General features: G+C 52.2%; 17 protein-coding genes. 10 read left to right on the top strand and 7 right to left on the bottom strand.

What is annotated here, in order from left to right:
* Positions 1–2: 2 nt before the first annotated feature.
* The gene (locus VOI14_RS04785; protein WP_323750895.1) at positions 3–1,217 is read right to left on the bottom strand and encodes a hypothetical protein; all 1,215 of its coding nucleotides are present in this window, start codon (positions 1,215–1,217) and stop codon (positions 3–5) included.
* A gap of 212 nt (positions 1,218–1,429) precedes the next feature.
* On the bottom strand, positions 1,430–2,017 hold the full coding sequence (gene nfuA, locus VOI14_RS04780) for a Fe-S biogenesis protein NfuA (RefSeq protein ID WP_323750894.1): 588 nt from the start codon (positions 2,015–2,017) through the stop codon (positions 1,430–1,432).
* Between the two features lie 241 nt (positions 2,018–2,258).
* On the opposite strand from nfuA, the gene metH reads away from it, so the two are divergent.
* From metH to VOI14_RS04760, 4 genes are all read left to right on the top strand, one after another.
* Positions 2,259–5,957: a methionine synthase gene (gene metH, locus VOI14_RS04775; protein ID WP_323750893.1), complete on the top strand. Its 3,699-nt coding sequence runs from the start codon at positions 2,259–2,261 to the stop codon at positions 5,955–5,957.
* Positions 5,958–5,972: 15 nt separating this feature from the next.
* The gene (locus VOI14_RS04770) at positions 5,973–6,215 is read left to right on the top strand and encodes a DUF2970 domain-containing protein (protein ID WP_323750892.1); all 243 of its coding nucleotides are present in this window, start codon (positions 5,973–5,975) and stop codon (positions 6,213–6,215) included.
* A 350-nt stretch (positions 6,216–6,565) separates the two neighbouring features.
* Complete coding sequence (locus VOI14_RS04765; RefSeq protein ID WP_323750891.1) at positions 6,566–8,218, top strand: nitrite/sulfite reductase; 1,653 nt, start codon at positions 6,566–6,568, stop codon at positions 8,216–8,218.
* Complete coding sequence (locus tag VOI14_RS04760; protein ID WP_323750890.1) at positions 8,211–8,717, top strand: DUF934 domain-containing protein; 507 nt, start codon at positions 8,211–8,213, stop codon at positions 8,715–8,717. Before VOI14_RS04765 ends, VOI14_RS04760 begins: the two co-directional genes overlap by 8 nt.
* Before the next feature lie 75 nt (positions 8,718–8,792).
* On the opposite strand, the gene sohB is transcribed toward VOI14_RS04760, so the two are convergent.
* Positions 8,793–9,845 carry a protease SohB gene (gene sohB / locus VOI14_RS04755; RefSeq protein WP_323750889.1) on the bottom strand — a complete coding sequence of 351 codons (1,053 nt, stop codon included), beginning with the start codon at positions 9,843–9,845 and terminating at the stop codon, positions 8,793–8,795.
* Between the two features lie 230 nt (positions 9,846–10,075).
* Here sohB and VOI14_RS04750 point away from each other — a divergent pair, with 230 nt between their 5' ends.
* Entirely contained in the window at positions 10,076–10,390 is a 315-nt protein-coding gene (locus VOI14_RS04750; RefSeq protein ID WP_323750888.1) for an SCP2 sterol-binding domain-containing protein, read from the top strand.
* Between the two features lie 74 nt (positions 10,391–10,464).
* On the opposite strand, the gene VOI14_RS04745 is transcribed toward VOI14_RS04750, so the two are convergent.
* From VOI14_RS04745 to VOI14_RS04730, 4 genes are all read right to left on the bottom strand, one after another.
* Positions 10,465–12,171 (bottom strand): chemotaxis protein, encoded by a 1,707-nt coding sequence (locus VOI14_RS04745; RefSeq protein WP_323750887.1) that lies wholly within the window; start codon positions 12,169–12,171, stop codon positions 10,465–10,467.
* A 154-nt stretch (positions 12,172–12,325) separates the two neighbouring features.
* The gene (gene dnaQ / locus VOI14_RS04740; RefSeq protein ID WP_323750886.1) at positions 12,326–13,036 is read right to left on the bottom strand and encodes a DNA polymerase III subunit epsilon; all 711 of its coding nucleotides are present in this window, start codon (positions 13,034–13,036) and stop codon (positions 12,326–12,328) included.
* 41 nt (positions 13,037–13,077) lie between these two features.
* Complete coding sequence (gene rnhA / locus VOI14_RS04735) at positions 13,078–13,521, bottom strand: ribonuclease HI (protein ID WP_323750885.1); 444 nt, start codon at positions 13,519–13,521, stop codon at positions 13,078–13,080.
* On the bottom strand, positions 13,521–14,321 hold the full coding sequence (locus VOI14_RS04730) for a class I SAM-dependent methyltransferase (RefSeq protein ID WP_323750884.1): 801 nt from the start codon (positions 14,319–14,321) through the stop codon (positions 13,521–13,523). Before VOI14_RS04730 ends, rnhA begins: the two co-directional genes overlap by 1 nt.
* A 102-nt stretch (positions 14,322–14,423) precedes the next feature.
* Here VOI14_RS04730 and gloB point away from each other — a divergent pair, with 102 nt between their 5' ends.
* From gloB to VOI14_RS04705, 5 genes are all read left to right on the top strand, one after another.
* A complete protein-coding gene (gene gloB / locus VOI14_RS04725) occupies positions 14,424–15,218 on the top strand; it encodes a hydroxyacylglutathione hydrolase (RefSeq protein ID WP_416361390.1) in 795 nt (264 codons plus the stop codon).
* Positions 15,219–15,394: 176 nt separating this feature from the next.
* Complete coding sequence (locus VOI14_RS04720) at positions 15,395–17,089, top strand: LysM peptidoglycan-binding domain-containing protein (protein WP_323750882.1); 1,695 nt, start codon at positions 15,395–15,397, stop codon at positions 17,087–17,089.
* Between the two features lie 12 nt (positions 17,090–17,101).
* Positions 17,102–18,931, top strand: coding sequence for an extracellular solute-binding protein (locus tag VOI14_RS04715; protein ID WP_323750881.1), 1,830 nt, complete (start codon positions 17,102–17,104; stop codon positions 18,929–18,931).
* Positions 18,932–18,977: 46 nt separating this feature from the next.
* Positions 18,978–20,063 carry a microcin C ABC transporter permease YejB gene (locus tag VOI14_RS04710; RefSeq protein WP_323750880.1) on the top strand — a complete coding sequence of 362 codons (1,086 nt, stop codon included), beginning with the start codon at positions 18,978–18,980 and terminating at the stop codon, positions 20,061–20,063.
* Positions 20,064–20,068: 5 nt separating this feature from the next.
* Positions 20,069–21,088, top strand: a complete 1,020-nt coding sequence (locus tag VOI14_RS04705; RefSeq protein WP_323751092.1) for an ABC transporter permease — start codon at positions 20,069–20,071, stop codon at positions 21,086–21,088.
* Position 21,089 lies beyond the last annotated feature (1 nt).

The raw sequence follows: 21,089 nt of genomic DNA, 5'->3' as shown, positions 1-21,089 counted from the left end.
ATTTAAATACCTAAGGACATCAAGGGCAAATACGTTGTCCCTAATAATTGAACCAATCCTGCAGCAGCTCCGAAGATCCCGCCGACGATCATCAGCTGAAGCTCCTCTTCGCGAAATGCCGGACGTAAGATGTCTTGAAACTCTTCGGGCCTCAAGGCTTTCATCTGTTCAGACAGAACGGCTGCCACAGCAGGCGCACGCTCCTTTCTAAACGCCGCATCAGCGAATACATCTTGAGTAGCCACGACGGCTTTGTCATTCATGACACGCTTCAAATCGGTATAGCCTGTCATACCCACGCTGACCTGAGCCGCGACTTTTAATACCAGCGACTCATCGAGCATTGGCCTCAAATGCATCTGAATGATCGCTCGAGTTCTACCGGCCTGGTCGCCGTTAACCATTGCATCGGCCACTCTTTCGACGGTGATCAGCTCTTCTGACACCAAACGAGCCCACACATCACTGATTTCGTCCTGGCGACGCAGGAACAATCCCTGAACTTTCCAGAACAGGAATCGCCGAGGCCGCAGCGGCGCAAAAATAAGATTAATGGCTAGCCAGTTGGTTATAAAGCCGATGAAAAAACCACCCAAAGGCAAGACCCAGGGTTCCCGATAGTTCATCCAAAGCGGCACCAATGCCGCCCCTAGCAGCGCACCAATCAATGCACCACGGTTGATCACAGATCTTAGCTCAACCGCACCCGCTTCTTTGAATATCCGGTTCATGAGATCCGGATGCTCTTGCAACTGCCGACTTAACAGAGCTTTAAGATCAATAAGGCTGTCAAGATCATCACCAATGTCCTCGACCAGCTCTTCTATTCGCGCAGGTAGCTGTTCACGCGCCCACTTATAGATTTTGGAACGTACGAAAAGCGGCAGGTTGTCCCATAGCACGGGCTGCACTTCGTACATGATGGCATCGATGTATTCGTCCAACCTCGGTGAAACCAGATTAACGACATGTTCGACAATCTTGTGCGGCTCAAGCTTCTGATAAACCGAATTCAGATCACCGAACTGCTGAAGCGTTTGATCGATACAAATGTGAGCCATTTTTTCCGCTTTGCGCGGTATGACACCCTGCCAGCCGAGAAAACCAACCCCAATAAACTGAACGGGATAAAACGACATCTGTATGGCGAGCCAATTGGTAACCCACCCAACAAATGCAGCCACCACGGGCACCAATAGAAGAGAGTATTCAGACAAGCGTAACCCCAAGCATCATCCCCGCTGACCCGCGGGTTATCGTTCGTGTTACCCGGCACAAAACCGGATTAGACGTCCATTCATATGGCAGATAATGAAGTAACCGGGTACGGGCCACATTGGCCGCATTGCCAGTCAAAAGAGGTGATAACGGCAGGCGGTGGCTGACACCACCTGCCCAAGGAGGGAAACGCAATAACTGATAGCAGGAATTATTGGTAGTAGGCGTTTTCGGTTTGCGTGTGGTCGGTTACATCACGAACGGCTGTAATTTCCGGAACACGCTCCATCAGTGTTTTCTCGACTCCCTGCTTGAGAGTGAGGCTAACCGCTGAACAGCCTTGGCAACCACCGCCAAATCGCAACACAGCCACCGACTCTTCGACAATCTCAACCAAAGAAACGTCACCGCCGTGGGCTGCCAGGTTCGGGTTAATCTCGGACGCCAACACGTACTTCACGCGCTCCGGCAAGGGTGCATCATCAGAAACCTGAGGGACTTTCGCATTCGGCGCTTTAATGGTCAGCTGGCCGCCCATCTGATCTTTCGAATAGTCGACGAAAGCATCTTCCAGAAAAGGTACGGAGTTGTGGTCCAGATAAAGCATGAATTTTTCCAAATCCTTCGCTTCATCCGTCGGCACCACCTCATTTGGCGGGCAATATGCCAGGCACGTTTCCGCATTTCGGGTACCGGGCTGGGTTACAAAGATGCGAACCCCCATGCCTTCAACATCCTGCTTTTCGATCAAGCTTGCGAGATAATCTCGTGCGGATTCTGTCACTGTTACCACGGCCATGCTTCCTACCTGTTTTCAAATGTAGCTTCCATTTTAAGAGAGTTGGCCCAAAGTTGAAAGACCAAGTAAAACAGTCAAGCATTCCAGAGGTAACTAATTTCCCTTATTTCCGCCCTTCTCTCTCCTAATTTTCAGTCACTTTATAATGACCATCTGTACTAAGACCTTCTGTTGCATTTTTGCTATTATCCCGCGGCACTAAATTTATTAGATGTTATTCATGACTCCGGAAAATTTATCTATGACCGATCGCAACAGCCGTCTGGAACAGCTCCATCTAGCCCTTAAAGAACGCATTCTCGTTCTCGATGGTGCTATGGGTACCATGATCCAGAATCAGAAACTGGATGAAGCAGACTTTCGAGGCGATCGGTTCAAAGATTTTGCCAATGACGTTCAGGGCAATAATGATCTACTGAACCTGACCCAGCCAGCCCTGCTCCGCAACATTCACGCAGAGTATCTGGACGCTGGCGCCGACATTATCGAAACCAACACGTTCAACTCGACGCAACTGTCTCAAGCCGACTACGGCATGGAGTCGCTGGCGCGTGAACTGAACGTCGAATCGGCCAGGATCGCGCGTAAAATCGCTGACGAATTCACGGCTAAAACTCCGAACAAACCACGTTTTGTGGCTGGCGCGGTTGGCCCCACGTCCCGTACAGCATCCCTTTCACCTGACGTGAACAACCCGGGTTTCCGTAACGTCGACTTCCAAACCCTAGTCGACAATTATTATGAAGCTGTATCTGGTTTGGTTGAAGGCGGTTCAGACATCATTCTGATCGAAACCATCTTTGACACCTTGAACGCCAAAGCAGCGATCTACGCGACCCAACAGTTCTTCAAAGACAGCGGCATCGAGCTGCCAATCATGATTTCCGGCACCATTACCGATGCCTCCGGTCGAACTTTGTCTGGCCAAACAACTGAAGCTTTCTATAACTCCGTTGCCCATGCAAAACCAATCTCCATAGGCCTTAACTGTGCCTTGGGTGCAGATGCGCTGCGTCCTTACGTGGAAGAGCTGGCAAACAAAGCCGAAACGTACGTATCAGCCCACCCTAATGCGGGTCTGCCGAACGAGTTTGGCGAATACGACCAAACCCCGGAAGAAATGGCAGACATTATTGAGGGCTTCGCCCGCGACGGCTTCCTGAACATCATTGGTGGTTGCTGTGGCTCACGCCCAGAGCATATTGAAGCCATTGTAAATGCCGTTTCGAAGTACCCGGCGCGGCCAATACCGGACCGTCCAAAATCTTTGCGCCTATCCGGCTTAGAACCGTTTACCGGTGACGAAAACACCCTATTCATTAACGTGGGTGAACGCACCAACGTTACCGGCTCCAAACGCTTCCTGCGCCTGATCAAAGAGGAGCAATACGAAGAAGCGTTGAGCGTTGCCCGCGATCAGGTTGAAAACGGTGCTCAGATTATCGATATCAACATGGACGAGGGCATGTTGGATTCGAAGGAAGTGATGGTGACCTTTTTGAATTTGGTGGCATCGGAGCCCGATATTTCCCGGGTCCCCATCATGATCGACTCTTCCAAGTGGGATGTCATCGAGGCCGGTCTGCGCTGCATTCAGGGCAAAGCGGTGGTGAATTCCATCAGTTTGAAAGAAGGCGAAGAGGAGTTCATCAAGCGAGCACGTGACTGCATGCGTTACGGTGCAGCCGTCGTCGTGATGGCGTTTGATGAGGATGGTCAGGCTGACACCTATGAGCGAAAAACCGAAATCTGTAAACGCTCCTACGACACGTTGGTTGGCATAGGCTTTAATCCGGGCGACATCATTTTCGACCCCAACATCTTTGCCATCGCGACCGGCATCGAAGAACACAACAACTACGCCGTGGACTTTATCAATGCCACGCGCTGGATTCGTGAGAACCTGCCTCACGCATCCATTTCCGGCGGTGTAAGTAACGTCTCGTTCTCTTTCCGCGGTAACGACGCGGTGCGTGAAGCAATCCACTCCGTGTTCCTGTACCACGCCATCAAAGCTGGCATGAACATGGGCATCGTTAATCCCGGGCAGCTGGTGATTTACGACGAAATCGAGCCGAACTTAAAGGAGCTCGTAGAGGACGTTGTTCTTAACCGCCGCGAAGATTCAACCGACCGATTACTCGAAGCGGCGGAAAAATTCAAAGGTAAAGGCGGCAAGACCCAGGAAGAAGATCTTGCGTGGCGTGAACTGCCTGTCCAAAAACGCTTAGAGCACGCTCTGGTTAAAGGCATCACCAACTTCATCCTCGAGGACACTGAGGCTTGCCGTCTTGAAGCCGATCGGCCGATCCATGTCATCGAAGGCCCGCTCATGGATGGCATGAACGTGGTTGGTGACCTGTTTGGCGATGGCAAGATGTTCCTTCCGCAGGTCGTCAAAAGTGCTCGCGTCATGAAGCAAGCCGTCGCCCACCTCATCCCCTTCATTGAAGCGGAAAAAGATGAGAATCAGAAGGCCAAAGGCAAGATCCTGATGGCCACGGTGAAAGGCGACGTTCACGATATCGGCAAAAATATTGTCGGCGTGGTCCTTCAATGCAACAACTACGAAGTCATCGATCTGGGCGTTATGGTGCCCTGCGAAAAGATTTTGGAAGCGGCCAAGAAAGAAAACGTAGACATCATCGGATTGAGTGGCCTGATCACTCCATCACTGGATGAAATGGTCCATGTCGCCCGTGAAATGCAGCGTCTAGATTTCCACTTGCCACTGATGATCGGTGGTGCCACTACGTCGAAGGCACACACGGCGGTTAAAATTGAACCCCACTACAAAAATGACATCGCACTTTATGTTTCCGATGCTTCTCGCTGCGTAAACGTTGCCTCACAATTGCTCAGCCAAACAGCTAAGCCAGCGCTCGTGGAAGCGGCCCGTAAAGAATACGATGAAGTGCGAGAGCGCCGGAAAAACCGTGGTGACCGTACCAAGCTGGTCACACTGGCAGAGGCCCGTAGCCGCGCGCCCGAAATCGACTTCGAAAACTATGAGCCAGCCCGTCCACAATTCACGGGTGTTCGCGTATTCGACGATTACGATTTAACCGAGCTCGTTGACTACATCGATTGGACCCCCTTCTTTATTGCCTGGGATATCTCCGGCAAATACCCAGCGATTTTCGATGACCCCAAGCGCGGCGAAGCGGCTCGAAGCCTGTTCGACGATGCCCAAGTTATCCTGAAACAAATGATTGAACAGAAACGCGTGACTGCAAGAGCCGTGGTCGGATTTTGGCCTGCCAGCCGCCGAGGCGATGATGTGGTTCTTTATACCGACGAGTCGCGCACAGAAGAGCTGACAACGCTCCACCACCTGCGCCAGCAGGATGACAAGCAGCCGGGCAAGCCAATGATGGCACTTTCCGACTTTGTTGCGCCGGAAGACTCCCACAAAGAAGATTATGTCGGTGGCTTTGCCGTAACAACAGGCATCGGGGCTGATGAATTCTCACTCGAATTCAAAGACAAGAACGATGACTACAATGCCATCATGGTCAAAGCCTTGGCCGACCGTTTGGCTGAAGCGTTTGCTGAGCGAATGCACGAACGGGTCCGGAAAGAATTCTGGGGCTACGCTACCGAAGAGCAAATGGCCAACGAAGACCTGATCAAAGAACGTTACCGCGGCATTCGCCCTGCCCCGGGTTATCCGGCCTGCCCGGATCACACCGAGAAGGCAACGTTGTTCAAGTTATTGGCCGCGACGGAAAACATTGATCTTGAACTGACCGAGCACTTCGCGATGTTCCCAACCGCTGCCGTCTCAGGTTGGTACTTCGGTCACCCGGAATCGAAATATTTCCCGGTGGGTAGAATTGGCGTTGACCAGGTTGAGGACTACGCTGAACGTAAAGGCATTTCAAAAACCGAAGCGGAACGTTGGCTAATGCCAAGCTTGGCCTACGATCCTGCAGAATAAGCCCGGGAAGTTACCATGTCAGACGTTGCTGAAAACAAGAATAAAGCCGACGAAAACAAGAAACCCCGGAATCCCGGGGTTCTGAAAATCACACAAAGCATTCTTGCCGGTGCGTTAGGCGTTCAGTCTGACAAACGCCGGAAAGAAGACTTCTCAAGCCACAGCGCAGGGCCTTACATCATCGCAGGCCTGATCTTTGCCGGGCTGTTTGTGGGTGGCCTGATTTTGGTCGTCAATCTGGTGCTGGCTGGTCAATAACGCTTTACTGACCCGACACCCACAGCACCGCGAACGCCACTGTCAGGACAACCAAGGCTATTGCGGCCATTGAATCTACGACACTGTCGGAACGCTCAGAATTCTTCATATGGACCTCACTCGAATAACGTCATTGTTTTTGTCGGCTAACTGTTGGAATTAAAGCAGATAACTGATGTTCGTCCAGTTCGATCTTCGCCCTTATCACCTGAATCGATAATGATATTTAGAAATAATCGTTTTGAGAATAAAAGGTCACTGGTATCCTTCACATCAGGAATAAGGCGCAGTGTCGAAAATTGCAGCCATAACAAATAGCTTCTGATGATAGCCAGGCAGGACGTTCCACTATGTACGTTTATGATGAACACGACCGACAAATTGCCGCCGAGCGCGTCGCCCAATTCAGGGATCAGACCGAGCGTGCCTTAGCGGGTGAACTTTCGGAAGAGGAGTTTCTTCCTCTTCGCTTGCAGAACGGTCTTTATGTTCAGCGTCTCGCACCTATGCTGCGTATTTGTGTGCCCTACGGCATGCTTCGCTCCGAGCAACTGCGCCGATTAGCCAGGGTTACCCGTGATTACGACAAAGGCTATGCCCACGTAACCACCCGAACCAACATTCAGCTCAACTGGCCTCGCTTGGAAGATGTGCCCGACATTCTAGCCGAGCTGGCCGAAGTCGAAATGCACGCGAACCAGACCAGCGGCAACTGCATTCGAAACACCACTACGGATCAGTTCTCTGGCGTACAAAAAGACGAAATTGCAGATCCGCGCCCTTACTGCGAGATCATCCGTCAGTGGTCAACGTTCCATCCAGAATTTGCGTTCCTGCCCCGCAAATTTAAAATTGCGGTCAACGCCTCCGAGCACACCGATCGTGCGGCGATTCAAGTGCACGATATTGGCCTCCAAATGGTCCGGAACGAACAAGGTGAACTGGGCTTCAAAGTTCACGTTGGTGGCGGTTTAGGCCGCACTCCGATGGTTGGCCCTGTGATTCGCGAATTCTTGCCGGAACTGGATCTTCTTACGTACCTTGAAGCCGTTGTGCGTGTTTACAACCGCTACGGTCGTCGTGACAACAAGTTCAAAGCACGCATCAAAATTCTGGTAAAAGCTTTGAGCCCGGCAAGCTTTGCCGAGAAAGTCGAAGCCGAGTGGGAACAGATCAAAAACTCCCCTACTCGTCTGACCCACGATGAGATTGACCGGGTTAAGACCTACTTCACCGAGCCTGCTTATGAGGCTCTCGACGATGCCACGGACGCATTGAGCCAGAAGCGTTTCGAGAACAAAGAATTTGATCGCTGGCTGACTCACAATGTGGGTGAGCACAAGAAATCAGGCTATGCCATCGTCACACTGACGCTCAAGAAAACCGGCACACCGCCTGGTGACATGACCGACCGTCAACTTGAGCAGATTGCTGATCTGGCCGACGAATTCAGCTTCGGAGAAGCTCGGTCGACCCATGAGCAAAACATGGTGCTGGCCGATGTGCGTCAAGATCGCTTGTTCGAGCTTTGGCAATCCATCACAGACATGGGCTTTGCCACCGCGAATCTGAACACCCTGACAGACCTGATTTGCTGCCCGGGCGGCGATTACTGCGCGCTGGCAAATGCGAAATCGATTCCGGTTGCTGACGCCATTCAGCGACAGTTTGATGATCTGGACTATCTCTACGACCTGGGCCCCATCGACTTGAACATTTCAGGTTGCATGAATGCTTGTGGTCACCACCACGTTGGCCATATCGGCATCTTGGGCGTCGACAAGAAAGGCGCAGAGTTCTATCAGGTCAGCCTGGGCGGTTCATCACAGCAGGACGCCAATATCGGCAAGATCCTTGGGCCTTCATTTGCTAGGGAAGATATGCCAAACGTGGTTTCCAAGATCATTGATGTGTACGTTGAGAAACGAACCGAAGAAGAAACTTTCCTGGACACCTATCGCCGGGTTGGTTTGGATCCATTCAAGGAGCGGGTTTATGCCTGATGTTATTGCCGCTGACGGCACGATTCGTAACGACAACTGGGTAGTGGTTGCCCGCCCAGCCGAGGGTGACTCTCTGGATATTCCAGAGGGCCAACCGGCATTGATTCCTGCCGATCTCTGGCTTGCTGGCTATGAGCATTATGCCGGCCGGGCTGATATTGGTGTCTGGTTTGACAGCCATGATGAGCCTGAGTTGCTTGAAGGGAAAGTGAACGAGCTGCCGTTGATTGCCGTGAACTTCCCGCGCTTTGTTGATGGACGGGGTTACAGCATTGGCCGTCTTTTGCGCCAGCGGTTCGGGTATACGGGTGAGCTTCGGGCTGTGGGCGATGTGCTTCTGGATCAGCTTCAGTTCATGAAGCGCTGCGGCTTTGATGCGTATGTGCTTCGCGCCGATAAAGACATATCCAAGGCAGAAAAGTGCTTGAACTTCTTCTCCGAGACGTATCAGGCTGCCGTTGATAACGACGTGCCGCTGTTCCGGCGCCGGGCCTCTTAATCGGCCAGAACACGCTAAGAAGTGAGCAGGTGCCAACAGCTAAGTTGGCACCTCTACTCCCCATCATACTGACTGCTATTGAATCTTCTGATTCCTGAAAGCGCTTAAAACCTTCCACACGGAACCTTCCAGTGCCGTACTGGTCGCAATTCCAACTTTCTCAGCCAGCGTCCTCTTGTGCTGGAATGACACAGAAACCACTTCCGCCCGATCGCAGGCCTCGATGAGGTATTCGTCGGAGGTTTTGATTTCGTCGATCAGGTTGACCTCAAGAGCACGTTTGCCAAACCAAATATCACCATTCGCGACGGTATGGATATCCAGAGCAGGTCTGCGTTCGCTGACGTACTCTTTGAACAGTCCATGAGTGTCTTCCAGATCGTCTAGGAATTTCTGGCGACCTTTGACAGTATTTTCACCGAACATCGTGAGCGTGCGCTTGTGCTCACCGGCGGTCAGTACCTCGAAGTCGACGTTGTTCTTTTGCAGTAGCCGGTGAAAATTCGGGAGCTGAGCAACGACTCCGATGGAGCCGACAACCGCAAACGGAGATGCGATGATTTTGTCGGCTACGCAAGCCATCATGTAGCCACCGCTGGCTGCGACTTTATCGACGCAGGCGGTCAGTGACAGCCCTTTGTTTCGAATGCGGTCAAGTTGAGCCGATGCTAGGCCATAAGCGTGGACAAGGCCGCCACCGCTCTCAAGGCGAACGACCACTTCGTCTTTATCCGGGTCAGCAACACTTAATACCGCGGTTACAGAGCGACGGAGCGTGTCAGTATCGCTGGCCTTGATGTCGCCGTCGAAGTCGATGACATAGATCCGTGATTTTGTTTCGACGTCTCCTTCGCTTTTGGTTTTGGCCGCTTTTTTCTTTCCCTTTGCTTCTTTCTTCTTCTGTTTGTTCCAGGCCTTGTATTCGTCATCCGACATTAACTTGGCCTGAATTGACTCTTTAAGGTGTCGGTATTTGTCGTTAAGTTTTCGAACCTTCAGTTCGCCTTCGTCATCGTCCGAATCACTATGCTTACTTGCGGACAAAATAATAGCGGCCAAAATAATCGCCGCCACAACGAAAGTTGCGACCTTTGCAAGGAACAATCCGTAATCACTAATGAATTCCAAAATGCAGTCTCCAGTGCGCTTTATGCAAACCCCAGAGTGTACTCTGTCGCACCTTAACTGATAAGCCCGAATCAAATTAAAACAAGCGTTCGATCAAGCTTGACATGCTCCTGCCGTAACCATAAAGTCGAATACTGAGGTCGGCGATACCCAGCTACTACAGAGTCAGTTTCGCTCGGGATGTTGATCCGCCCATTAAGATAAGACAATCACCAAAAAGGGTATAACTAATGTCTGTAGAACAGATTTTTGAGAAGCTGGAAAATAACTTCAACGCAGACGCAGCACAGGGCTTGGACCTGGTGTTCCAGTTTGATATCGAAGATGACAAGACTTACAACCTGGAAATCAAAGACGGCTCTTGCAAGTTGAACGAAGGCGCTCACGACGATCCTTCTGTTACCCTGATCATGAACTCCGAAACTCTGGAAGGCATCGTTTCTGGCGAAACTGACGGCATGCAAGCATTCATGGCTGGTCAGTTGCGCGCCGAAGGCGACATGATGCTGGCGACCAAGCTGGGTGAGCTGTTCGACATGGGCTGAGCCCTATCGGATGTTCCATAAAAAAACCTGCGTAGATCGCAGGTTTTTTTATGTCTGGCATTTGGCTGAAGGGCTTACAAACCTACGTCAGCCAATGATGACTCTGCCAGGTCGAGCAAACCCACGTTGCTCTCATCCCGGCGCCCAATACTCTCAATATAATACTCCAGCGAAGTAAGCGCATCCGCCAGCGCTTCCAGCACAGAGCTCGACGGCGCTTCTTTCGCATCCAGCAGTTGGTTCTGGATGGAATCTGCGACTCTTGCAATGACGCTCGCCGCTGCAGGGTCGCTCACCATGACGAGCCCTCCCCAAATACTGCGCAGCGTGCCTGGCAAGTTGGCGAGATGTAACTTGTCGTAGTCCGATTCGATGAATGCGGTAATCGCACGTTTCGCCAACGTTAAAGCACCTCGTGCCTCTTCGGTAACCACCCAGATGGCTTCTTGCAGATACACCGATTCTTCACGACGACTATTGGCTCCCGCCAGAGCGTCGGTTTCAGACGTAATCCCTCGGGTTACTATCTGCATAACTGCATCTTCGACGCCTAAAACAGAATCCGCCAGCTCATAAAGTTCTTCTTCAGCGGGCAAGCGATTCTCTGCTTCCCAATTCCGAAGCTTTTGGGCTTCGCTTCGAGAAATGCTGGCTAAGCGATTGAGGTCCAAAATCACCAGGGTATTGCCGAGTCGCTCAAGCGCATCTGCAATGGAGGATAACTCTGCAAGATCCGGCTCGATGCCGCGTTCGATAATGTCGAGCTTGTCTTTGAGCTGGTTCAGCTCTTCCAACAGCGCATCAGACAAGGATTTCAGGACATCGCTACCCGGGCCATAGAGCCTGCGAGAATGCGCATCCATCATGGAGTCAGGGAAATCCGAAGGAGGAAGATTGTAGCTTTGCAGTACTTTGGCAATTTCTGGATTGGCGGAGCCGCTTCGATAAAGCAGGTAAAGCAGATCTTTTACGATCGAGTCTGGAGCATCTTTTGCAGTGGCGACTTTACCCACGTACACAATTTCACGGGTGTAGCGCTCCAAACGCATCAGCAGCCGTTTACGAGCCTTGCTGAACCCCATCGCCCGATCGAGCATCGCATCCGCCGTGATAGCCAAAAGACACCACATCTGCCCCATTGGTGCGTTTTGGCAGAGTCGAGCGAAACCGCGAGCGGCACGAGCAATGAGCTTTTTACTGACCTCTTCGTTCTGCTCTCGCAGTATACCCAGCAATGCCACCTGAAACGTTAGCCGCATGCGGCGCGCTAAAACTTCGTACTCGGCATCGTCTTCTACGCCGGGGCGAAGCGCCACATCGCAGCAGAAATCGGGTCGTTCACGCACATCCACGTCAAAAAAACACGATTCCGGATAAGGCTTTTCCTTCCGGGCTTCGCGTAGGTCGTTAATAACGGGGAGCAATAATTCGGGATGATCAACGCGCTGCTGATGGTAATACTCGACATAACGACGCAAGGTGAACAAAGCGCTGTTCAGGGTTGTCAGCAAGATATTTTTGTCGTCGTTGGCACCGACAGGAACGTCGTTAGCCAGGTTAACGGCTTCTTGGCAAATCAACGTTCCACCACGAAGTTCGACGAGCAGGAAAATACCGCGCAGTTGGTTCAGATAGTCGACACAGTTCTGCAGGTCTTCCCCGCTTTCCCGGTTCTCCTGAAAGCGTTCAAGGCTCGATTCCGCTTGTTTGATGGTCTGCTCAATTTCACCTTTAACCAGATCAAACGACTGCGATTTCGTCGCAAGAGACGATTGGACCATAAACGCTTCCTGTTACGTTGCGGAGACTAGCGATTCCTGTGCATGAACGAAATAAATTCGGCAAAAACTTGCGAACTTATCATTACTTATAACACAAAATTCAAGTAGCTCAAGAAAGCTGAAATGTAACAATTAGTACAGTTAGATATAGGTCTCACTCTGAGGCTTCAAGTTTGCTCCAGACCGTCTGACCAGCCTTCTTTTCAATTCTTGCCATCATTTCATCGTGTGCGCCGACTTCGTCGTTGGTGGCCTCAATAACTGGCAGACGCGCTCGTTCTGACGACAGCCTCCGCACACCTGTCACACTCCCCTCTTCACCGGAACCAGCATCCAAAGAAAGCGCAGTTTGCCCACCGGTCATCAGAAGATAGACGTCCGCCAGGATCTCGGCGTCCAGCAATGCTCCGTGGAGTTCTCGATTCGAGTTATCTACCCCGTAGCGCTTACAAAGCGCATCCAGGTTGTTCTTTTGTCCGGGATGTTTCTTTCGAGCAATTGCCAAGGTATCGACAACGCCACAATGTTCAGAGGTTTTTCGTACCGGCCTAAGACGGGCAAACTCTGAATCCATAAAGCCAACGTCGAACGCCGCGTTATGAATGACCAGCTCGGCACCTTCAATAAACGCAAAGAATTCGTCCGCGACTTCTGCAAACTTCGGCTTGTCCTGCAGGAATTCGTTAGTGATGCCGTGAACGGTAATGGCTTCCGCCTCAACTTCCCTCTCGGGGTTGATGTAGACGTGGTAGTTCCGCCCCGTCAGCTTACGCTCAATAACTTCGACACAACCGATCTCGATAATCCGGTGCCCGGCGTTGGGGTCAATACCCGTGGTTTCTGTGTCCAGTACAATCTGTCTCATGCATTACCTTCCGGAGAACATCGTTTCGTGCTTCTATTACTTTAGCGGCTCATCACGGTTTCGACACCTAAGTTGGCAAGTTCGTCCGCCAACTCGTTCCCGGGGTCACCAGCGTGGCCCTTGACCCAATGCCAGCTCACGTCGTGACGTGCTGATTCTGCGTCCAGCTCTTTCCATAAGTCTGAATTCTTAACCGGTTTTTTGGCCGAGGTTTTCCAGCCATTTCGCTTCCACCCTGACATCCACTCGGTAATCCCTTTGCGAACGTACTGGGAGTCGGTAAATAGCTCGACATCGCATGCACGATTCAAGGCTTTCAGTCCCTGAATGGCAGCCATGAGCTCCATGCGGTTATTGGTTGTTTCGCGCTCACCGCCGTGCATTTTTTTCTCGGATCCCGCATAACGTAAAACAACGCCCCAACCACCCGGACCGGGATTACCTTTACACGCACCATCGGTGTACATCACTACTTTGCCTGCCATTAGAACTCCGGTGAATGATTACTGGTATCGAGCTTGCCGGGCACCTTGTTCACACAATCCCTCGACGCGCCTATCGCGCCGGGTAGCGTCATGACTTTATTCTTGCGCCAATTAACGCGCCGCTGAATGGGCGCCGGTACCCGCTTGCGCGCAAGGATACAGTAATAGGCACCGACGGGAATAATATTGGGTTTACCGGACGGTGGTCTCGTGGACACGGAGCCGTTGCGTTTCTGAATCGGGAGCCGGCTGAAATACGTCGCAGAGGATTCGATAGTAAAGCCGAGCAATCTGAGCCAATCTTCCATTCGCGAACGCATCATGAATCGCCCACCCCATGGCCCCTGATGGTGACGTGAAATCAGCTTGCGAACTCCCCATAGGCCCAAAGGGTTGAACCCGACCAGCGCCATCACGCCTTCGCCTTTCAACACTCTAGCCGCCTCTCTAAGCACTTGGTGGGGGTCTTGAGAGAAGTCTGCAGCATGATGGAGAATGGCTAAATCGATAGAATCTGCAGGAAACGGCAGTTCAGCTGAATCACAAACCGCTACGCCATCGGGCATGTTCGGGCTCCAGGTTGGCGTCGTAATTATACGCTGCACATAATCCGTGCCGCTGGCCAGCGGCAGCCTGTGACTCAAACCAATCTGTAACTGTCGCGCTCCCGTGAGGCTGCTTAGCTCTCTATCAAGAACGCACCTCTGGCTGGCCAGCAGAGCGCGCCCAAGCGGGCTTTGAAACCAGACTTCAAAGCTTTCGTGTCGTGCTGCGAAATCAATCGGCTTTGAATCTCTCACGGTTCATTCCTCTGCTCCTGTGGCCCTGACATCGGATACCTTGGGATAGGCGCTCTGTTGCTTTATGATAACAGTCACATCCATCAAGCACATGTGGTCATGATGTTTAGTATTTACCCGATTCCGGCGTTTTCAGACAATTATATCTGGTGCCTTGCAGATACTGCCGAAGGCAAGGCTCTTGTGGTAGACCCAGGGCAGGCTCAGCCGGTCACGGATTACCTGAAAAATGCAGGACTGACACTTGATACCATTTTGGTGACTCATCATCACCCGGACCACACCGGCGGCATTGCCAAATTAAAGGAAAGCCATCCGGACGTCAGAATCGTCGGCCCTGAGGATTCGCCATTTGCCAATGTGACAGAAACCACGCGTCATGGCGATAACGTTGAATGGCAGAAGATTCGTTTTCGTGTCATGGCAACTCCGGGCCATACGCTGGACCACATCGTGTATTTTACCGAGACTCAGGTTAACGGTGCGCCGGTACTGTTCAGTGGTGACACTCTGTTTATCGGCGGCTGTGGACGGTTGTTTGAGGGCACCCCGGAACAGATGTACCGCTCGTTGAACTCACTGCGAGCCTTACCCGATAGTACCGCGATCTACTGCGCCCACGAATACACACTCGCTAACCTTCGCTTTGCCCGGCATTGGCTACCTCAGGATGACGGCTTGATCCAATTCGAACAGGCATGCCACGAATTGCGCCAAGCAGGGAAAGCGACCGTGCCGTCTAGTCTTAAAAACGAAAAAGCTCTGAATTTGTTCCTCCGTTGGGATGATCCAGCGGTTGTTGAGACTGCCAAAGCCTACGGCGCCGAAAAAGGCTTGCCGGTGACAAAATCCGCGGAGGTGTTTGCGGCGGTCCGGCATGGCAAGGATCACTTCTGAGCCGAACCGTTATTGAGGCGGGGTAACAGTAACTCTCAAAGCCGTAACATCTCGCGCCTTGACCACCTCAAAACACGTCTCATAAAATCTCCCACGAACCGTGTTTGCATATCGCATTATTTATTTACGCCGGAGCTTGTCACTCGCATCCGGCGCAACCTCCCGGAACCCTATTTATGCCGGTTAATCGCCTTTCTTTGGTCTTGTTAACGACATCCTTAACGGCAGGATGCAGCAGTAACGCCTTATTCGGCAGTTGGCACAGCAGCCCTCTCGAATCCGAGCACGTTGTGGTGGCTCAAGGCGACGACGAATTGATCGCCGCTATGGATTCCGATCTGGATATAGCTGCGAATGCCCCGCTAGATGATGCCATTTCTTCGGATTTGAAAGCCAAAGTCAAAGAAGCCCGCAAAAAGCTCGACGAGCCTAAATCTTCTAATCCAGACATCCTTAATAAAAGTGATATGTGGAGCCGCATGCGTGCAGGCTTTGCAATGGATCACTCGGTCGACAATCCGCGGATGCAGGCCCAACTCGATTGGTATGCCCGCAACCCACGTTATCTTCAGCGTGTGACCGAAAGAGGCGCCCGATACCTGCACCACATACTCAGCGAAGCCGAAGCTCGCGGCTTGCCAACAGAACTTGCTTTACTGCCAGTGGTGGAAAGCGCGTTTGATCCTTTTGCATACTCCCATGGCCGAGCGGCAGGGCTTTGGCAGTTTATCCCGTCTACCGGCAAATATTTCGGCCTGACACAAAGCTGGTGGCATGATGATCGACGGGATGTGCTGACTTCTACCGATGCGGCCTTAACGTATCTCGAGCGGTTGGCCAAACGTTTCGACGGTGACTTCACACTGGCTCTGGCCGCTTACAACTCCGGTGGCGGTACTGTCTCCAGCGCTATGCGCCGCAATCGCAAGGCAGGCCAGTCGACGGATTATTGGTCACTAAGATTACCCAAGGAAACCCAGCATTACGTTCCCAAACTGCTGGCACTGGCAAAAGTAATCGACAACCCGGACGCCTATGGCATCGAATTGCCGGAACTAGAGAACGAGCCCTACTTTGAAGTGGTTGAGACCGGCTCACAACTCGATCTTGCACAGGCAGCCAAACTTGCGGGCGTCGATATTGATGAAATTTACCTGCTCAACCCTTCCTATAATCGATGGGCAACCAACCCCGATGGTCCACACCGCCTGTTAGTGCCAGCTCAAAATGCTGAAACCTTCCGGTCTGCGTTGGCCAAGTTTCCAGCCGACCAACGGGTGTCCTGGCAAAACTATAAGGTATCCAAAGGCGATAACCTTGGCAGCATCGCTCATCGATTCTCCACCACAACGTCCGTCATACGCCAAGTGAACAAGCTCAATGGCGATATGATTCGTATCGGCCAACAGCTTCTGATTCCCTCCTCTACCAAGAGCTCTGAAGCCTACGCTTTGAGTCAGTCGCAGCGCCTCGAGCGCACACAAGAACGCAAACGTTCAGGCAACAAAGTGCGTTATACCGTTCGCAGAGGCGATACCTTTTGGGACATTGCGCGGGAGCATCGGGTTAACGTACGTGAAGTGGCCGCCTGGAACGGCATGGCACCGGGAGACCCACTCCATCCTGGCCGGGAACTGGTGATCTGGAGCAAGGTCGAGCAACCTAAAACCGTCGCAAGCAACGCCAGAAGTAAAGCCATGGTTCGTAAGGTTGGGTATCGCGTGCGCAAAGGTGATTCTTTGTCTACGATCGCCTCGCGCTTCTCGGTGAATGTTCGTGACATCGCATCATGGAACGATCTTAATACCAACCGTTATCTGCAACCTGGCCAAAGTCTGGTACTCTACGTTGACATAAGAAACAGCCCATAACGTGCGAGAACTATGAAGAAAATACGTAAGTTACCGAGTCTGACACGGCTGGTTACGTCACTGGCCTTAGTCGTCACTTCTTTTGTTGCGTACGCAGACAGTCATCCCGCAGAAGCGCCAGCTCCCGTGCACGGAATAGCGATGCACGGGACGGTGAAATACCCCTCAGATTTCAGTCATTTTGATTACGTGAACCCCGCAGCCCCAAAAGGCGGGCACCTGAAACTGAGTGCTGTCGCCAATGGCTTTGATAGCTTTAACCCATTTGTTGTCAGAGGTGTCGCCGCTGCGGGCATTAGCACTTATGTCTACGACACATTGATGGTGTCTTCTGACGACGAGCCCTTTTCCGCTTACGGGCTGATTGCAGAAAGCCTCGAAGTACCCGACGACAGAAGCTACGTTATCTTCAATCTGCGGGAGCAAGCCCGCTTTCAGGATGGTTCGCCAATTACCGCAGAGGATGTCGCTTTTTCCTTCCGCATCCTGACGACTGAAGGCCACCCCTTTTACCGCAATTACTACTCCGACATACAAAGCGTCTCGGTAGAAAATAGCCACCGTGTTCGTTTCGACTTTGGGGATACGGAAAACCGTGAGTTACCGCTGATCATCGGCCAAATGCCCATTCTTCCTGCCCACTACTGGCAAGAGCGTGAGTTCGAGGGTAACGGCCTCAACGTTCCCGTGGGCAGTGGCCCCTACCGCATTGTATCGTTCGATGCCGGCCGTGCCCTGACTTTTGAGCGCATTCCGGATTACTGGGCAGCTGATCTTCCGGTTCGTAAGGGCCGCTATAACTTCGACAAAATCACCTACGAATACTACAGCGACGATACCGTCGCACTGGAATCTTTCAAAGCGGGCAACTTTGACTTCCGACAGGAAACGTCGGCAAAAAATTGGGCCACAGCTTATACCGGCAAGCCCTTCGAAAATGGCTCCATTACCAAAGCAGCGATCGAGCATCACCGCCCAACCGGCATGCAGGGGTTCGTTTTTAACACTCGTAAAGCCGTCTTTAAAAACCCGAAAGTTCGCGAAGCTTTGGCTTACGGGTTTGATTTTGAATGGGCCAACCGAAACCTGTTCTTTGGCCAATACACTCGCACCGACAGTTTCTTCGAGAACAGTGAACTGGCCTCAAATGGCCTGCCGTCCGGACGCACTCTGGAGATCCTGGAGCCTTTCCGTGATCAGCTCAGTCCGGATGTGTTTAACGAAGTGTACACGCCCCCTGACACCGGCAAGTCCACAAGCGTTCGTGACAACCTCAAGCAAGCTCTGAAGCTGCTGTCGGAAGCTGGATACAGTATCCAAGGCGGAAAGATGGTGGGCAATGAAACGGGAGAGCCTCTGGCGTTTGAGATTTTGCTGGCGCAGAAAAGCTTCGAACGTGTGGTCCTGCCATTTACGCAGAACCTGAAAAAACTGGGAATCGATGTCAGCGTGCGTCTTGTCGACACCAGCCAGTATATTCGCCGCGTACGTAGTTTCGATTTCGACATGATCACCCAAGTACTGCCCCAATCCGACTCACCGGGCAACGAACAGCGGGACTACTGGCAATCAACGAATGTTGATGTAGAAGGCTCTCGCAATACCATTGGCGTGAACGACCCCATCGTTGACCAGTTGGTCGACATGGTAATTCAGGCGCCGGACCGTGATGAGCTAGTGCATCGAGCCCGCGCTCTCGACCATGTGTTGCTGCATGGCCACTACGTGATTCCTCACTGGCATTTGAGTAAAGACAGAGTGGCCTACTGGAACCATCTTGCAGGGCCCGACGTTACCCCTAAAAGCGGTATCGATTATAACAACTGGTGGGTCACCCGCTAATCGGCCCTCTGCGAACCAAGCCGTCATGAAAGGATTCCTTCCCTAGATGGGTACATACATACTTCGTCGATTGGCGCTCATTATTCCGACCCTGGTCGGAATAATGCTTCTCAACTTCGTCATCGTTCAGGCAGCCCCCGGGGGCCCCATTGAGCAGCTAATTGCCGAAATGGAAGGCCTGGGCGGCAATGCTCTGGCAAGAGCGGGTGGCGGTGATATGGGTGGAGAAGTGTCCGCTGCATCGGGAGAAAGCCGAGGGGCACGGGGGCTTCCTCCTGAGCTCCTCGCTGAAATGGAAGCTCGCTACGGTTTCGACAAGCCCGCGTACGAACGCTTTTGGGAAATGCTTAAAGATTACGCCACCTTTGACTTCGGGAATTCCTTCTTTCGGGACCGTTCAGTGGTCGAGCTGATCATCGACAAAATGCCTGTGTCGATTTCGCTCGGCCTCTGGTCAACGTTGGTTATCTATCTCATTTCCATTCCTCTAGGCATTCGAAAAGCTGTCACCGATGGCTCCCGATTCGATGTCTGGAGCAGCTCGGCCATCGTGGTGGGCTACGCCATACCGGGGTTCCTGTTTGCCATTCTGTTGATTGTCCTGTTTGCCGGCGGCAGCTACTTCGATTGGTTCCCGCTGAGGGGCCTCACCTCACCCGACTTTGACACAATGACCTGGTACCAAAAAATAGCCGACTACTTCTGGCACTTGGCCCTACCCGTCACTGCAAACGTCATCGGTGGTTTTGCCACCCTCACCTTGCTGACCAAAAACTCTTTTCTCGATGAGATCGGCAAGCAGTACGTGGTAACTGCACGTGCGAAAGGTCTGGATGAAAAACAAGTGCTTTACGGTCATGTATTCCGCAACGCCATGTTAATTGTCATCGCCAGTTTGCCCGGGGTACTTGTATCGCTGTTCTTCACGGGTTCACTCCTGATCGAAGTCATTTTCTCGCTCGACGGTTTGGGTTTGCTCGGCTTTGAAGCGGCATTGAACCGAGATTACCCGGTGATCTTCGGTACGCTCTATATTTTCACGCTCATGGGGCTTCTACTGAAACTCATCAGCGACATAACCTATGTCGTGGTGGACCCACGGATCGACTTTGAAAGCCGGGAGGGAGCGTAATCGTGATTAAGCTCTCGCCCATTCAGCAACGTCGGATACGCAATTTTCGTAATAACCGCCGCGGTTTTTGGTCACTCTGGCTGTTTTTGCTGATATTCGGCATCAGCCTGGGCGCTGAATTGATTGCCAACGACAAACCGCTTTTGGTGTCTTATAACGGCGACTGGTATTTCCCGGTAGCGCAGGCCATTCCCGAAGAGACCTTTGGCGGATTTCTGCCGACCGAAACCGACTACCGTGACAGCTTCATCGCGGACGAGATCAATGCTAATGGCTGGATGATCTGGCCGCCCATCGCGTTCAGCTACAACACCATCAACTACAATCTGGACGTGCCCTCCCCGGCACCACCCAGCTCCGTCAACTGGCTAGGTACAGACGATCAGGGTCGTGATGTGGCTGCCAGAGTTATTTACGGCTTCAGGATTTCGGTGGTGTTTGGCCTGACACTGACATTCGTCAGTTGCATTATCGGCGTGGCCGTTGGCGCCATTCAGGGCTATTACGGCGGCAAAGTCGATCTTCTTGGTCAGCGGTTTCTGGAAATCTGGTCTGGCTTGCCCATGCTCTATTTACTGATCATTCTGTCGGCCATTGTTCAACCGAATTTCTGGTGGCTTCTTGGCATTATGTTGTTGTTCAGCTGGATGGGACTCGTCGACGTGGTTCGGGCTGAATTCCTGAGAGCCCGCAACTTTGAATACGTGCGCGCAGCGCGAGCGTTGGGCCTGGAAAACCGGCACATCATGTTCCGCCATGTGTTGCCAAACGCCATGGTCGCCACCCTGACCTTTCTACCCTTCATTCTTGCGGGAGCCATTACCAGCCTGACCTCGCTTGATTTTCTGGGTTTTGGCTTGCCGTCAGGCTCCCCCTCACTGGGTGAACTGATTGCTCAGGGCAAAGCCAACCTGCATGCACCTTGGTTAGGCATCTCAGCTTTTGTTTCCTTGTCACTCATGCTGACTCTTCTGGTGTTTGCCGGAGAAGCCGTACGTGATGCCTTTGACCCGAGAAAGAATTGAT

This window comes from Marinobacter sp. (assembly GCF_034669625.1).
GTDB lineage: Bacteria > Pseudomonadota > Gammaproteobacteria > Pseudomonadales > Oleiphilaceae > Marinobacter.
The sequence above is the reverse complement of the archived record's forward strand: the minus strand, read 5'-3'. Positions and strand labels throughout refer to the sequence as shown.

Bases quoted from the DNA above. Each gene is read 5' to 3' on its own strand.
- VOI14_RS04745 (WP_323750887.1), bottom strand. From the start codon at position 12,171: ATGGTCCAATCGTCTCTTGCGACGAAATCGCAGTCGTTTGATCTGGTT.
- VOI14_RS04765 (WP_323750891.1), top strand. From the start codon at position 6,566: ATGTACGTTTATGATGAACACGACCGACAAATTGCCGCCGAGCGCGTC.
- gloB (WP_416361390.1), top strand. From the start codon at position 14,424: ATGTTTAGTATTTACCCGATTCCGGCGTTTTCAGACAATTATATCTGG.
- rnhA (WP_323750885.1), bottom strand. From the start codon at position 13,521: ATGGCAGGCAAAGTAGTGATGTACACCGATGGTGCGTGTAAAGGTAAT.
- VOI14_RS04750 (WP_323750888.1), top strand. From the start codon at position 10,076: ATGTCTGTAGAACAGATTTTTGAGAAGCTGGAAAATAACTTCAACGCA.
- VOI14_RS04710 (WP_323750880.1), top strand. From the start codon at position 18,978: ATGGGTACATACATACTTCGTCGATTGGCGCTCATTATTCCGACCCTG.
- metH (WP_323750893.1), top strand. From the start codon at position 2,259: ATGACCGATCGCAACAGCCGTCTGGAACAGCTCCATCTAGCCCTTAAA.
- VOI14_RS04720 (WP_323750882.1), top strand. From the start codon at position 15,395: ATGCCGGTTAATCGCCTTTCTTTGGTCTTGTTAACGACATCCTTAACG.
- nfuA (WP_323750894.1), bottom strand. From the start codon at position 2,017: ATGGCCGTGGTAACAGTGACAGAATCCGCACGAGATTATCTCGCAAGC.
- VOI14_RS04715 (WP_323750881.1), top strand. From the start codon at position 17,102: ATGAAGAAAATACGTAAGTTACCGAGTCTGACACGGCTGGTTACGTCA.
- VOI14_RS04770 (WP_323750892.1), top strand. From the start codon at position 5,973: ATGTCAGACGTTGCTGAAAACAAGAATAAAGCCGACGAAAACAAGAAA.
- dnaQ (WP_323750886.1), bottom strand. From the start codon at position 13,036: ATGAGACAGATTGTACTGGACACAGAAACCACGGGTATTGACCCCAAC.
- VOI14_RS04760 (WP_323750890.1), top strand. From the start codon at position 8,211: ATGCCTGATGTTATTGCCGCTGACGGCACGATTCGTAACGACAACTGG.